This is a genomic window from Streptomyces sp. NPDC001292 (assembly GCF_042896465.1).
In the GTDB taxonomy this organism is placed as follows: domain Bacteria; phylum Actinomycetota; class Actinomycetes; order Streptomycetales; family Streptomycetaceae; genus Streptomyces.
The window spans coordinates 23,222-36,958 of sequence record NZ_JBIAXG010000012.1 but is presented as its reverse complement, the minus strand read 5'-3'; the positions used below and the strand labels follow the sequence as shown (position 1 = coordinate 36,958).

Sequence of the window (13,737 nt, the reverse complement as noted above, 5' to 3'; positions counted from 1 at the left end):
ACTCATTCGATCGCGTAGAGTTACGCTCGCTGGATGCACATCAGGCGCGCCCTTCGTCCGAACAGCAGCAGAGGCCCCCGGCCCCGAACCCCCCTCCGCGCGGCCCGCGCGGGCGGCGCCCTCCTCGCGGCCGCCGCCCTGCTGGTCTCGGCCTGTTCCCCCGGCACCACGCAGCGCCGGACCGAACCCGCGGCGGACGCGGCGCTGGCCGCGCTGCCGCGGGCCACGCCGCCCGCCCTGTCGCCGTACTACGAGCAGAAGCCGGCCTGGCGCAGCTGCGGAGTGTCCGGCTTCGAGTGCGCGACGGTCAAGGCGCCGCTCGACTACGAGCGGCCCGGTGCGGGCGACGTCCGGCTGGCCGTGGCCCGCAAGAAGGCGTCCGGTCCGGGCAAGCGGCTCGGCTCACTCCTGCTGAACCCGGGCGGGCCGGGCGGCTCGGCCGTCGCCTATCTCCAGCGCTTCGCCGGTGCCGGGTACCCGGACGAGATCCGCGCCCGCTACGACCTGGTCGCGATGGACCCGCGCGGGGTCTCCCGCAGCGAGTCCGTGCAGTGCCTCGACGACCGGGACATGGACACGTACACGCAGACCGACTTCACTCCCGACGACCGCAAGGAGACGGACGCGCTCGTCGCCGCGTACCGCAAGTTCGCGGAGGGCTGCGGCGCGCGCGCCGCCCGTCTGCTGCGGCACGTCTCCACCGTGGGGGCGGCACGTGACATGGACATCCTGCGCGCGGTGCTGGGCGACGGAAAGCTGAACTACGTCGGCGCCTCGTACGGGACGTTCCTGGGAGCCACGTACGCAGGCCTGTTCCCGGACCGCGTCGGCCGCCTGGTCCTGGACGGAGCCCTGGACCCCTCGCTGTCGGCACGTCAGACGAACCTGGACCAGACGGCGGGGTTCGACGCGGCCTTCCAGTCGTTCGCGAAGGACTGCGTACGGCAGAGCGACTGCTCGCTCGGCGGCCGCGGCGCGACGCCGAAGCAGGTCGGCGACCAGCTCGCCGCCTTCTTCCGCAGACTCGACGCCCACCCGATCCCCGCCGGTGACGCCGGCGGCCGCCGCCTCGGCGAGTCCCTCGCCACCTTCGGGGTGATCGCGGCGATGTACGACCAGGCGGCCTGGCCGCAACTGCGCGCGGCGCTCACGTCGGCGATGAAGCAGAGCGACGGCGCCGCCCTGCTGGCCCTCGCCGACAGCTACTACGAACGCGACTCCGGCGGCCACTACTCCAACCTGATGTACGCCAACGCGGCCGTGAACTGCCTGGATCTGCCGGCCCCCTTCACCGCGCCCGAGGAGGTGGAGAAGTCCCTCCCCGCCTTCGAGAAGGCCTCCCCCGTCTTCGGCCGCGGCCTCGCCTGGAACACGCTGAACTGCGCGTACTGGCCGGTGAAGTCCACCGGCCAGCCCCACCGCATCGAAGCCAGGGGCGCGGCCCCCATCGTGATCGTCGGCACCACCCGCGACCCGGCGACCCCCTACCGCTGGGCGCAGTCCCTGTCCCGCCAGCTCACCTCGGCCCGCCTGCTGACCTACGACGGCGACGGCCACACCGCCTATCGCCGCGGCAGCCGCTGCATCGACTCCGAGATCAACACCTATCTTCTCCAGGGCACCCCTCCGGCGAACGGAAAGCACTGCTCGTAACCACCGCGCCCGGCCCCGGCGCCCCGGCCCCAGGGGCGCCCCCGGGGCGTGTGCGAAGCACCCCCGGAAACTGTGTAGACTTACCGACGTTGCCGATCGCACCATGGTGCGGCAACGTGCCGCTTTAGCTCAGATGGCCAGAGCAACGCACTCGTAATGCGTAGGTCTCGGGTTCGAATCCCGAAAGCGGCTCCGCTGAAGACCAGGTCGCGTAGCGCGTGACCTGGTCTTTTGTTGTTTCCTTGAGCGACTTCTGGTCTAAACCATTTGCCCGTTCGAGCGCCCTGAAACGGCCAGTATCTGCCTGTCGATGCGCTTGAGGCCGTCGTCCAGGGCCAGGACCTGCGCCGTCATGCCGAGCAATGCCCGGGTGATGGAGCGGTCGTGGGCGAGGGCGTCGATGAGGGAGCGGGCCGCCAGGGGCAGTAGGAGCCCGGTGGGACGGGGGGCAAGCCAAGTGACCCATTCGGGACGAACTGGGGGCGTCGTGCCCAACGGGCGTCGCTCCTGCTCCGGAGGTCGGGGAGAAGTAGCCGGCCGAACTTCGGCCAGAGCCAGCCGGCCGTGGTGTTGGTCCGGGTCTGCCGCCTCACCCTCCTGCGGCAGGCCGGCCAGTCAGACTCGCGGTGCACCCGTTCACCAGGTGTCTTCCAGGCCGAGGGGCCACCCTTCGGTCGACGGCGCACGTGGTGCCGCTCGTCACGAAAGGTGGCCCTCTTGCGGTTTCACCGGCCGGGAAGAGCGCTCGCCCGAGCCGGGTTCAGGAGACGGCAGACGTCAGGTACGTCAGGTATACCCCTCCCTCGCAGTCGGACATCTTCCGCAGGGTCCAGCGGCCCCGGACGGTCGTGGAGGAGAAGTTCGACTCGGCGTCGTCCTCCTCCACTTCGCCCTCCTCATGGATGTAGCCGGCCTCGGGGAGCTGCTTGTGCAGGAACGCCAGGGTGGTGTCGAAGCCGCCCCGTACGACGGTGGCGACGACGAGCCGGCCGCCGGTGCGGTGCTCCACCGAGGTCACGACCGCGCCGTCGGGCACCGGCAGGTTCTCCGGGAAGTCCTTGGGGAGCGGCAGTGAGGCGGCAGTGGGACAGCCGCCGGGCGCGGCACCGGCCGCGTTCCCGGCCGGCGGATCGGTTGCCTGCTCCGCCGCGTACGGCGTCGCCCCCGGGCGCTCGGCGTGCTTGCTCGCCGCCGAGCATCCGGTGACCGCGGCCAGGCTGAGGACGGCTCCTGCCAGTACGGCAGCCGAGAGCGACGGCTTCATCTAGTGGCTGCCTTCGGGCTTCTTGTGCTTGCCGCGGACCACGGCGTCGTACGCGCCGTACAGCGTGTTGCCGGAGGACTGGCGGGCGATGGAGGCCAGCGCGTCGTAGTTCTGCGCACCTCCGGTCGCGCAGGTGCCGGTGCAGCCGTCGGCGTAGGCGGCGAGCACGCGGCCCTGGGCGTCGATGGTGACGTCGATGAAGTCCAGGAGATTGCGGTCCTTGCCGCAGGTGGTGCCGCCCGTGCAGATCGACCCCTTCTGGACGGGGTCGGTGGGGGTGGCGTCGGCGGTGACCCAGGACTGGCCGCCGTCGTAGGTGGTGGCCACATACAGGTGCCACACGCCCTTGAAGCCGGCCGTGTCCTGGTAGTTGCCGCCCGTGGTGGTGCCGAGGAAGGCGATGGCGGCGCGGTTGTCGTCGCCCGCGGTCACGGCCGGGAAGACGATGTTCTTGATGCCGAGGGCCGCGCCGACGTTCTGGTCGTACAGCCACGTCTTGCCCTTGTCGTGGCTGACAGCGATACGCGGTGTGCCGTTGCTGTTCTGGTAGCCCATGTAGACGGTCCCGCCGGCCCCGATCCCCACGCTCGGGTCCGAGTCACCGGGGGTGCTCGACGGGTTCTCGCGGACGGTCCACGTCAGCCCGTTGTCCTCGGAGACGGCCACGGCCTGATGGCCACCGCAGCCCTTGTTGGGCACGTACACCGTGCCGTCCGGGGCCACCTTCACATGCCCGTGCAGGCCGCCGCAGTCCAGCAGCGAGTACATCGGAACGGCGGGCCCGTACGTCAGACCGCCGTCCCGGCTGACCGCGCAGGATGCGTCGGCGATGTCCTGGGAGCAGTAGTAGACGGCGTTCGGGTACGACGTGACGGCGCCTGGACCGCCCGTGGCGAAGGGGCCGCCGCCGATGGTCTGGTGGTCCACACCGGAGTTGATGCCCGAGCCGCCCGTCGGCGTCCACGTTTCACCGTCGTCGTCGGTGTAGCAGGTCAGGGCGGTCTTGCCGGCGAGCTGCGACTCGAAGGTGCGGTGGGTGACCGGGTCGGTGAACAGGATCGGGTCGAGGCTGGTGGTGCTGCCCTGGGGGCAGCCGTTGGCCGCGCTCGCACTCTTGTCTTGCCATGTGGCGGCACCGGCACTGTCGTAGGTGACCTTGAGCGTCGACGTGTACGCCTGGAACATCGCGGCGCCGCTCGCACGGTCGACGCCGATCGAGGGTTCACCGGCGTTGTGCGCGTCCGCGATGCCGTCGGGCGCCCAGGAGTTCGCGTACGTCGGCGGTGTGGCCGTACTCGGCGGCGGATCGGCCGGAGCGGTGATCAGGCTCGCGGTGCCGGTGAAGCTGTCGCCGAGCGGCGCGTACGGCACCACGCGCACGGTGTACGACGCCGACACCGCCGGAAGCAGCACGGTCTCGGGGTCGCTGGAAGAGGCCGAGGCGGCCACCTCTCGGCCGTCCGAATCGAGGACGTACAGGTCGAAGTCGGCGGCGGAGTCCGGCCATCTGACGTCGATGCGCAGGCTGTGACCGGCGTCGTAGCCCGCGGGCACCGACACCTTCAGGGCGTAGTCGTCGCAGGGTTGCGCATTCCCGCAGCTCACCGTCCCGGCAGTGCCGGAGACGTTCGGGACGGCGAAGGGACCGGCGCTCCACGTGGTCGTGGGCGCGGTGTCGCTGACCGATCCTGAGGGCGGGGTGGCGGCGTCGGCAGCCACACTCGGCAGGGTTCCGGCGACGAGCGCCAGCAACCCGACGGCGAGACGCCCCCGCGACCGCGGGTGGCGGTGAAGACGGAGTGCGGAGAGGAGAGCCACAGATACCTCGTGGGTTCGCGAGTCGGACGAAGGGTGGTGTGTGGCGGTACGGGTGATGCCTTCGTCTGCTCTACGGGGAGGCAGGCGGCGTCCGTCGCGAGAAACCGAACTCTTTTCGAAACGGGCCGGACGGTGCGCGCGGGGTGCACCGGACCGGAAGGGACTGTCCAACAAGGCTTGACGCGGGTCAAACCATCGTTCCTGCGGATGATGTACCGCTGCGGCTGGCACGAAGGCAGGGCGGGAGACCGTGGTTGCGTCAGGACGTCAGGAGATGTCCGCGCCCGGTCTCAGCGCGTGGCGACGGCATTGTCCGCCGCACCGGTCGTGCCCTGCTGGGCACCGCAGTTCATCGGCGTAGTGGGACTGGATCACGCCTCGCCGACCGCCCTGCTGAGGGAGGTCAGCAGGAGTCGGTGAGGTAACTTGCTCGGGGGCGGGGAAGTCGCCCAGGGCCACCACAGCTCGACCGCCGTGAAGCCCGCCATCCCCTTCGGGCCGCACCCCATTCCCCACGAAGCAGTGCCCCCGCGCGACTGCGCGAGGGCACTTACGGAGGCCTGGTCAGAGGGCGTCGACGCCACTCACCTTCCAGCCGTCGGAGGTGCGGGTGAGCGTCATACGCACCCGGTTCAGGTCCAGCCGGGGCTCCGGGACCTGAGTGCTCTGGGTGACCTGGTTGACGAAGAGCAGGACGACGACCCGGTCCGTTGTGGCCGACACGACGGAGACCGTCGGGGCGCCGCCGTCGGCGGGTGTGGCCACGGTCGCCTTCACCACGCCGTGGTACTTCGTCGCGGTCGGCGCGACCACCGCCTTCGTGGTCTTGCCGTACTGGTCGCGGAAGTGCCCGGTCAGCAGGGCGCGGGCCCGGGAGAAGTCCCGGTCCAGGTGCCGGTAGTCGTACGACAGCACGACCGGCGCCGCCTTCCGCGCGGCCGCGAGGGCCTCGTCGCGGGCCTGCTCCGCCTGCCGCCCCTGCCGGTACCGCCACCCGAGTACGGCGGCCGCGACCAGGGCCGCCACGAGGACGACGCCCAGCACCGCGGTGAGCACGCTCCGCCCGGCCTTGCGCGGGGGCGTGCCGTCCTCCTGCTCTCCCTCGAACGACTCGGGCGACTCGAGTTCCGGCGGGTCCTCCAAGCCGTTCGCGGGGGGCTCGACGAGCAGGGTGCGCCCGGAGGGAGTCTGCTCTTCCTGGCGGGCACCGCGCTCCGGGCGCGCGGGCCGCCCGGCGCGCTTGGCTGCCGCGCGGGCGGCCGCAGTCATGGTGCGGCGGGCCGGTGAGCCGGTGCCGCGGGTGCGGGAGGTCGGGTTCGCCACGGTGTCTCTTCTCATCGATGGCCTCACGGGTGGGTCAGCCCACGAACGCGACGTCGGAGGTCAGCCAGCGGCCGGCCACGCGCGCGAGGTCGAGCTGGAGCCGGTAGGTGCGCGCCTGGCCCTCGGGCGCGGCGGTGTTGGTCACCTTGCTGTCGGCCACGACCAGGACCCGGGCCGAGCGCGCGTCGGACCGCACGATGCCCGCCTCCAGGACCTGCCCCTCGGACACCGACTTGTTCTGCGCGACCAGCTTCGTCAGCTGTGCGGTCTGCGCGGCGAACTCCTTCTTGAACTCGCCGGTGGCGCCCTTCAGCACATTGCCGCTGTCCCGGTCGTAGTGCCGGTAGTCGAGCGAGGTGAAGCTCAGCGCCGACTGGCGGGCCGCCGCCAGGATGTCCTGACGGCGCTGTTCCGCCGCGCGCTGGTCGGACAGCTTCAGGCCCAGCCAGACACACAGCACGGTCGTCAACACGGTCGCGGCGACGAGCCCCGCCGACAGCAGCCTCATGCGTCCGCCTCTCACACCATCGGTCCCACGAGCAGCCATTGCCACGACTCCTTTCCGAACACGGTCTGTTCCCCGCCCGTCGAGCCGATCTCGACGGGCGTTCCGTCCGGGCCGGTCACGGTGCCGGTCTCCGGGTCGTACGGGGCCACGAACGCGGCCTGGTCGGTGCTGTACCGACCGGTCGTCGCGCCGGGCGCGTTCTGCGCTCCGCGCACCGAGGTCTTGCTGCCGCGCGGTACCGTGCAGCGCGCGTCGGTGTTCGCCGGGCGCGTGCCGGTGTCGGCGGGGTCGCGCCGCTGGGTGCCGTAGCCCTGGGTGCACGCGGGAGGGTCGTCGGCGTTCACGGTCAGCCCGAAGTGGGTGGTGCCGTCGCCGGGGACGACCGTGTAGCTGCCCGCGACCGTGAGCGGGAGGGTGACCAGGGCCTGTTCGACGCCGGGCAGCCGGGCCAGGGTGATCTGGCCGCCGCTGACGAGGTTGGCCAGCAGGACCGGCACGTGCGGCCGGGTGGACTTCAGCAGGGAGTCCAACTGCTGGGCGGCGGGCGCGGTGTTGCCGATCAGCCTGCGCAGATCGCCGTCGCTCGACTTCAACTGCCCGGTGAGCGTGGCCAGGTCGCGGGAGAACGACTTGATGGCCGAGCCCTGGTCGGCCTGTGTCTTGAGCACCTTCCGCGAGTCCTCGATCAGCGAGACCGTCTGGGGGAGCGACTCGGATGCCGACTCCACCAGCGCGTCGCCGGAGTCCACCAGCCGGCTCAGGTTCGGTCCGGTGCCGGCGAACGCCTTGCCCAGCTCGTCGACGGTGACCCGCAGATCGTCCTTGCCGACCGAGTTGACCAGCCGGTCGAGGCCGAGGACCAGGTCGGTGACCGGCAGCGGGGTCCGGGTGCGACTGCGCGGGATCGGGCTGCCGTCCATGAGGTACGGCCCGCCCGACCGCCGTGGCTGGAGGTCGACGTACTGCTCGCCCACCGCCGAACGGTCGGCGACCACCGCGAGCGTGTCGGCCGGGATCTTCGGGGCGCCGTCCTCGATCTTCAGCGCCACCGAGACCCCGGACCCGGTCAGCCGCAGATCGCCCACGCGGCCCACTGGCACCCCCCGGTAGGTGACCTCGGCGCCGGGGAAGACGCCTCCGGACTCGGCGAAGTCGGCGCGCACGGTGTACCCGCGGTGCAGGACGTCGTCCACCAGGCCCGTGTACCGGGCGCCGACGTACGACACCCCGAGGGCGGTGACGGTCGCGAAGGCGAGCAGCTGGGCCCTGACCGTACGTGTGATCACGGCAGTATCCCCTTCAGCATCAGCTCGGCGAGGCCGGGATCGACCCCCGGCGGGAGGCGACGCGAGCCGCCCCCGGTGCCGTAGGCAGCGGTGCACACCGGCGGGCACAGCAGGGTGCTGCCGTCGGAGGGCGTCGACGGCACGGCGGGCGCGGAGGGCACGGAGGGCACGGACGGCACGGATGGGGCGCCCGGCAGGGACGGGGCGGACGGGAGAGGGACGGGGGTGGGGACGCCGGGAAGATGCGGTGTCCCGGGGGCCGGGGACTTCCCGCCCTTGCCCGGCTTGCCGGTGACGTTGCCGTAGAGGTCCGCCAGGTCGAGGTCGGCGGTGATCTTCAGGTTGACGTAGTCGCCCTTGACGGCGTCCGTCGCGTTGCGCGGGAACGGGTAAGTGGTGAGGATTTCGAGGGAGTTGGGCAGGTCGTCGCCCGCCTTGTTCAGCTCCTGCAGGATGGGCTGGAGCTTCTTCAGGTTGGCGACGGTGTCGTCGTGGGAGGCGTTCACCACCTTGGTGCCGGTCTTGCCGAGCCTGGACAGGGCGGTGAGCATCTTCGTTAGGTCCTTGCGCTGGTCGGCGAGGGCCTTCAGGGCGGGCGGCATGGTGCCGACGGCCAGGGCGATCGTCTTCTTCTCCTTCTTCAGCCGCTTTGCGAGCCGGTCGACGCCCTTCAGCGCGCGCACGATCTCCGCCCGCTGGTCGTCGAGGCCGCCGAGGAACGTGTCGAGCTGCTTCAGCAGGGACCTGACCCGGTCCTCACGGCCGCTGAGGGCCTTGTTCAACTCGACGGTGATTGTCTTCAGCTGGGCCACCCCGCCGCCGTTGAGCAGCGCGGACAGGGCCGACAGCACCTCCTCGACCTCCGGGTTGCGGCCGCTGCGGGACAGCGGGATGCGGTCGCCGTCGCGGAGCCGTCCGACGGGGCGCGTGCCGGCCGGCGCGGACAGGGCGACGTACTTCTCGCCGAGCATGCTGGTCTGCCTCAGATCGGCGACCGCGTTGCCGGGCAGCTTCACCGAGTCGGCGATCCTGAGCCGCACGCGGGCGTGCCAGCCGTCCAGTTCCACCTTCTCGACCGTGCCGACGGTGACGTTGTTGACCTTGACCGCCGACTGCGGCACGAGGTCCAGGACGTCCCGGAACTCGACGGTGACGTGGTAGGCGTGACCGTCCGAGGCGGCGCCGCCGGGGAGCGGGACGTCGTACCAGCCGTTGAACTCGCAGCCGGTCAGCAGCAGCGAGCCGACCGCCGTCCAGGCGGCCACCCGCCCCTTGCGCTGCACGCTCATGCCGGTGCTCCCAGAATTCCGCCGAGGGTCTTGTCGACCGTGCCCGTCGACGCCGGGGCCGACGGAACCTTGGGCAGGGAGTCGAAGAGCTTCTTCAGCCCGGCACAGTTGTCGTGGTCGTCGCCGGTCGTCTTCAGGATCGAGCAGAGCAGGGATGACATGTCCTGCGGGGCTTGCGCGTTGTTGCGGGTGTCGAGGGTGCCGGCGGCGGGGTTGTAGGCGTTCTGCAGGTTCGACAGGCCCGTGGGGGCGACGGTCAACAGCTCTTCCAGAGCGCCCCGTTGGGTGACGAGGACCTTGGTGACCTTGGCCAGGCCCTTCACGTCCGAGGTCAGCGCCTTCTTGTTGCCCTTCACGAAGTCGGACACGTCGCCGAGTGCGGCGGCCAGGTACTTCAGCGCGGCCGCGAGGTCTTTGCGCTCCCCGGCGAGCTGCCCGGCCACGTCGGCGAGGTCGGTGTTGAACGACCGCACGCTGGCGTCGTCCGCCGCCAGCGCGGCCGTCAACACCTGGAGGTTCCGCACGGTCCCGAACAGGTGGCCGCGCCCGTCGGACAGCGTGGTGACCGCCTGGGACAGGTCCTCCACCGTCTGGTTGAGGTTCTCGCCCTGCCCCTGGAGGTTGTCCGCGCTCACTCCGAGCAGCCGGGACAGCGAGCCCTTCTTGTTGGCGCCGTTCGGGCCGAGCGCCTCGGCGGTGGTGTGCAGGCTGTCGAAGATCCGGTCCAGCTCGACGGGGACGGCCGTACGGGACTCGGGGACGACGTCTCCGTCCCGCAGCACCGCGCCCTTGCGGTACACCGGCAGCAGCTGCACGTAACGGTCGCTGACCACCGAGGAGTTGACGATAGCGGCCTGTGCGTCGGCGGGGACCTTGCGGTCCCGGTCGTATTCCAGCTCCACCCGTACCCGGTCGCCCTCCGGCGTGATCTTCCTGACCTCGCCGATGCGGACGCCGAGGACGCGGACGTCGGAGCCGGGGTAGATGCCGACGGTGCGCGGGAAGTACGCCGTGACGCGGACGGGGCCGGGGCCCGGCCAGAGGACGACGGCGAGGCCGACGACGATCGCGAGCGCGGTGAACAGGGCCAGGAGTCTGCGGGTCATCGGGTGCCTCCCGTCCGTGGCGTGACCGGGGCGGCGACCAGGTTCTGGACGTAGGAGTCGAACCAGCGGCCGTTGCCGAGGGTGTTGGTGAAGAGCCGTACGTACGGGGCGAGCAGCCGGACGCCGCGGTCGAGGCTCGCCTGGTTGCGTTCGAGCATCGTCACGAAGGTGTTGAGGTTCTTCAGCGCGGGCCCGATCTCCTTGCTGTTGTCGTCGACCAGGCCGGACAGCTCGATGCCCAGCAGCGCGGAGCTCTTGAGCAGCTTGTGGATCGCCGCGCGCCGCTTGCCGATCTCCTTGAACAGGGCGTCACCGTCCTTCACCAGAGCGGAGAAGTCCTTCGTGTGACCGGCCAGCACCTCGGTGACTCCGTTCGCATGGTCGAGAAGCCCGCGCAGCGCCTTGTCACGGGCGGCGACGGTCCGGGAGATCCGCGACAGCCCCTTGATCGACGCCCGCACCTCCTCGGGGGAGTCCTGGAAGGTGACGGAGATCGTGTCCAGTGCCTTCGCGAGCCGGTCCGTGTCGACCTCCTCGATGGTGGTCGTCAGGTCGCTGAAGGCCTGGACGACGTCGTACGCCGACACGGTCCGCCTAAGCGGGATCTCGCTGCCCGGCTTCAACTGGCCGGGCCCCTTCGGGTGCAGGGCCAGGTACTTCGCGCCGAGGATCGTCTTGACACGGATCGACGCACCCGTGTCGGTACCGAACGCCGGGTGGCCCTTCACTTTGAAGGTCACCTTGACGTGGTCGCCGTCCAGGTCGACGCCCTCGACCTTGCCGACCTTGACCCCGGCGATCCGTACCTCGTCGCCCGGCTTGAGCCCGCCGGCCTCGGAGAAGGCCGCGCTGTAGGTGTCGCCGCCGCCGATCAGCGGCAGGCTGCCGGCGTTGAAGGCGGCAAAGGTGAGCAGCGCGAGGACGGTGAGGCCGACGGCCCCGACGACGACCGGGTTGCTCCCCCACTGCCTGAAAGGCGTGGGAGGTTCCCCCACGCGGAAGGGCTTCAGGCGTGGCCGCTTGAACCGGATCCTGGGCAGCTTCGGCGGCAGGACGCGCACCTTCACGAGGGGTTCGGGGCGGGATTTGCGCTTCGGCAGCAGCGTGGGGAGTTTCGGCAGCTTCGGCGGCAGGACCCGGACCCTCACCAGCGGCTCAGGGCGGCGGACGATGCGCCGCCTGATGCGCATGCTCATCCGCCACACCTCGCCCGCGCCACGTGCAGCTCCGGGGTGATCACCTGCTTGGTCTTCGGCAGCACGATCCGGCCGTCGAAGTCGCAGAGGTAGAAGTTGAACCACGAGCCGTACGAGGCGGTCCCCGTCAGCTTCTCGAGCTTGTTCGGCAGCCGCTTCAGGACGCCCTCCACGGTGTTCTCGTTCTTGTTCAGCGTTCCGGTGAGATCGCCGAGCCCGGCGATGTCGTCCTTCAGCGGTGGACGCGCGTCCTTCAGCAGCCCCGACGTGACGTCCGTGAGGTCGCCGATGCTCACCAGCGACTCCCCGATGGGCTTGCGGTCGGCGGACAGCCCCGAGACCACCCGGCGCAGCTGCGTGAGCAGCCCGGAGAAGCGGGCGCCGCGCTTGTCGAGCGTCTCCAGGACGGTGTTGAGGTTGTCGATCACCGATCCGATCAGCTTGTCGCGGTCGGCGAGGGTGCTGGTGAGCGAGGCCGTGTGCGCGAGCAGGCTGTTCACCGTGCCGCCCTCGCCCTGGAGGGTCTGGACGATCTCGGTGGCGAGCTGGTTGACGTCGCTCGGGCTGAGCGCGGCGAACAGCGGCTTGAAGCCGTTCAGTAGGGCGTTGAGGTCCAGTGCCGGCCGGGTCCGGGACAGCGGGATGGTGCCGCCCGGCCGCAGTCTGGCGGTGACGTCGCCTGTGCCCTCGGTGAGTGCGATGTACCGCTGCCCGACCAGGTTGCGGTAGCGGACGACCGCGTGGGTCCCGGCGAGCAGCGGCCGGTCCGCGCTGACGGTGAACGTGACCTCCGCCAGCGTCCGGTCCTTGATCCGGATGCCCTCGACCTCTCCTACCCGCACTCCGGCCACCCGGATGTCGTCGCCGGTCTCCAGTCCGGTGACGTCGGTGAACACCGCGTGATAGGTGTCCTTGGGGGTGAAGGAGACGTTGACGACGGTGGCGGCGAGCAGCGCCGTCGCCGCGATCGTGACCAGCGCGAAGAGGCTGAACTTGACCAGCGGGGCGGCGGTCTGCCGGGCTCCTGACCTGCTCATGTGACACTCACCGCCGTTCCGCGCGCGAGCGGCCCGAACAGCAGGGTCGCCACGGGCGGCACCTCGTCCATGGGGACGCCCATGACGGGGCCCACGAGCGAGCCGACGGCCCGCTGCTCGGCCCGGGTGGCGGACACGTCGGCACCTCCGGGGAGTGCGCCGCCGGAACCTCCGGCCGACGTGCCGTCGTCGAGATGGGGCTTCGGCCCGGGCACCTGCGGATGCGGCAGGCCGTGGCAGTTCGGGCCGGACCGCTCGCCGTACACCGGCTCCTCACCGGGCCGGTACGCCCCCTGCGGCCGGACGACCTCGAGGGTGATCCGCATCTGGCCGCCCCGGAACGCGTCCTGCGACACCTTCTCCTGCCGGACCAGGCCCTGGAACAGGCACGGGTACTCGGGGGAGTAGCGGGCGAACAGCTCCAGCGTGGGGCGGGAGACCCGGCCCAGGGTGATCAGCCGGTCGCCGTTCTCGGACAGGAAGTCGTTCGCCGTACCCGCCATGGAGGCGGTCGCGCGCAGAGCCGAGGCCAACCGGTCCCTCTTCTCGACGATCGTCCGGCTGGTGGTGACCGTGTTGCGCAGGATCCGCATCAGGTCGGGCGCGGCGTCGCCGTACACCTCGGCGACATCCGCGAACCGCGTGATGTCCTGCTTGAGGGAGGGCATGTGCGGGTTGAGGCGGCGCAGATAGCCCTCGAGCCGGGTGAGGTTGTCGCCGATCCGGTCGCCGCGGCCCTCCAGTGCGGTGGAGAACGCCGAGAGCGTGGCGTTGAGTTCACCCGGCCGGACCGTGCGCAGCAGCGGCAGCAGGTCGTTCATCAGCTGCTGCACCTCGATGCCGACCTTCGTGCGGTCCTGGGTGATGACGTCGCCCGCACGGATGGGCCGAGCCGACGCGTGCGCGGCGCCGGCGGGAGCGACCAGGTCGACGTACTTCTCGCCGAACAGCGTCTTGGGCAGCAGCCGCGCGTGCACGTCCGAGGGGATGTACGACACGTACTGCGGCTTGAGCGCGATGTCGAGGGTCGCCTTCGTGCCGTCGGCGTGCACCTCGCGCACCTCACCGACCAGCAGCCCGCGCAGCTTGACGTCGGCGCGTGGATCGAGCTGGTTGCCGAGGGTGTCGGCCTCCAGGGTGATGGGCACGACGGAGGTGAACGCCTGCTGATAGACGGCCACCGCGAGCGACAGCAGCAGCGCGAGCACGGCGAGGAACGCGATGCCGTACAGCCTGAGTCTCATTCTGTGCGTGCGC

Annotated in this window: 11 protein-coding genes and 1 tRNA gene; 2 read left to right on the top strand and 10 right to left on the bottom strand. The window is 70.8% G+C overall.

What is annotated here, in order from left to right; all coding sequences use genetic code 11:
• The first annotated feature begins 33 nt into the window (after positions 1–33).
• Both ACFY4A_RS15465 and ACFY4A_RS15460 read left to right on the top strand, forming a co-directional pair.
• A complete protein-coding gene (locus ACFY4A_RS15465) occupies positions 34–1,653 on the top strand; it encodes an alpha/beta hydrolase (protein WP_390829944.1) in 1,620 nt (539 codons plus the stop codon).
• 118 nt (positions 1,654–1,771) lie between these two features.
• Positions 1,772–1,845, top strand: a tRNA-Thr gene (locus ACFY4A_RS15460).
• Between the two features lie 568 nt (positions 1,846–2,413).
• Here the strand turns inward: ACFY4A_RS15460 and ACFY4A_RS15455 are convergent.
• The 10 genes from ACFY4A_RS15455 to ACFY4A_RS15410 form a co-directional block, all read right to left on the bottom strand.
• A complete protein-coding gene (locus ACFY4A_RS15455) occupies positions 2,414–2,917 on the bottom strand; it encodes a hypothetical protein (protein WP_390829943.1) in 504 nt (167 codons plus the stop codon).
• Complete coding sequence (locus tag ACFY4A_RS15450; RefSeq protein ID WP_390829942.1) at positions 2,918–4,636, bottom strand: sialidase family protein; 1,719 nt, start codon at positions 4,634–4,636, stop codon at positions 2,918–2,920.
• A gap of 663 nt (positions 4,637–5,299) precedes the next feature.
• Positions 5,300–6,058 (bottom strand): hypothetical protein, encoded by a 759-nt coding sequence (locus ACFY4A_RS15445; RefSeq protein WP_390829941.1) that lies wholly within the window; start codon positions 6,056–6,058, stop codon positions 5,300–5,302.
• A gap of 34 nt (positions 6,059–6,092) precedes the next feature.
• Positions 6,093–6,566, bottom strand: a complete 474-nt coding sequence (locus ACFY4A_RS15440; RefSeq protein WP_260328226.1) for a hypothetical protein — start codon at positions 6,564–6,566, stop codon at positions 6,093–6,095.
• A gap of 11 nt (positions 6,567–6,577) precedes the next feature.
• Positions 6,578–7,852, bottom strand: coding sequence for an MCE family protein (locus ACFY4A_RS15435; RefSeq protein ID WP_390829940.1), 1,275 nt, complete (start codon positions 7,850–7,852; stop codon positions 6,578–6,580).
• Entirely contained in the window at positions 7,849–9,141 is a 1,293-nt protein-coding gene (locus ACFY4A_RS15430) for an MCE family protein (RefSeq protein WP_390829939.1), read from the bottom strand. The genes ACFY4A_RS15435 and ACFY4A_RS15430 overlap by 4 nt, the downstream gene beginning before the upstream one ends.
• Positions 9,138–10,247: an MCE family protein gene (locus ACFY4A_RS15425; protein ID WP_390829938.1), complete on the bottom strand. Its 1,110-nt coding sequence runs from the start codon at positions 10,245–10,247 to the stop codon at positions 9,138–9,140. The genes ACFY4A_RS15430 and ACFY4A_RS15425 overlap by 4 nt, the downstream gene beginning before the upstream one ends.
• Positions 10,244–11,443 carry an MCE family protein gene (locus tag ACFY4A_RS15420; protein ID WP_390829937.1) on the bottom strand — a complete coding sequence of 400 codons (1,200 nt, stop codon included), beginning with the start codon at positions 11,441–11,443 and terminating at the stop codon, positions 10,244–10,246. The genes ACFY4A_RS15425 and ACFY4A_RS15420 overlap by 4 nt, the downstream gene beginning before the upstream one ends.
• Positions 11,440–12,480, bottom strand: a complete 1,041-nt coding sequence (locus ACFY4A_RS15415) for an MCE family protein (protein WP_390829936.1) — start codon at positions 12,478–12,480, stop codon at positions 11,440–11,442. The genes ACFY4A_RS15420 and ACFY4A_RS15415 overlap by 4 nt, the downstream gene beginning before the upstream one ends.
• Entirely contained in the window at positions 12,477–13,724 is a 1,248-nt protein-coding gene (locus ACFY4A_RS15410) for an MCE family protein (protein ID WP_390829935.1), read from the bottom strand. The genes ACFY4A_RS15415 and ACFY4A_RS15410 overlap by 4 nt, the downstream gene beginning before the upstream one ends.
• Positions 13,725–13,737 lie beyond the last annotated feature (13 nt).

Bases quoted from the DNA above. Each gene is read 5' to 3' on its own strand.
- ACFY4A_RS15465 (WP_390829944.1), top strand. From the start codon at position 34: ATGCACATCAGGCGCGCCCTTCGTCCGAACAGCAGCAGAGGCCCCCGG.
- ACFY4A_RS15455 (WP_390829943.1), bottom strand. From the start codon at position 2,917: ATGAAGCCGTCGCTCTCGGCTGCCGTACTGGCAGGAGCCGTCCTCAGC.
- ACFY4A_RS15440 (WP_260328226.1), bottom strand. From the start codon at position 6,566: ATGAGGCTGCTGTCGGCGGGGCTCGTCGCCGCGACCGTGTTGACGACC.
- ACFY4A_RS15430 (WP_390829939.1), bottom strand. From the start codon at position 9,141: ATGAGCGTGCAGCGCAAGGGGCGGGTGGCCGCCTGGACGGCGGTCGGC.
- ACFY4A_RS15425 (WP_390829938.1), bottom strand. From the start codon at position 10,247: ATGACCCGCAGACTCCTGGCCCTGTTCACCGCGCTCGCGATCGTCGTC.
- ACFY4A_RS15420 (WP_390829937.1), bottom strand. From the start codon at position 11,443: ATGAGCATGCGCATCAGGCGGCGCATCGTCCGCCGCCCTGAGCCGCTG.
- ACFY4A_RS15415 (WP_390829936.1), bottom strand. From the start codon at position 12,480: ATGAGCAGGTCAGGAGCCCGGCAGACCGCCGCCCCGCTGGTCAAGTTC.
- ACFY4A_RS15410 (WP_390829935.1), bottom strand. From the start codon at position 13,724: ATGAGACTCAGGCTGTACGGCATCGCGTTCCTCGCCGTGCTCGCGCTG.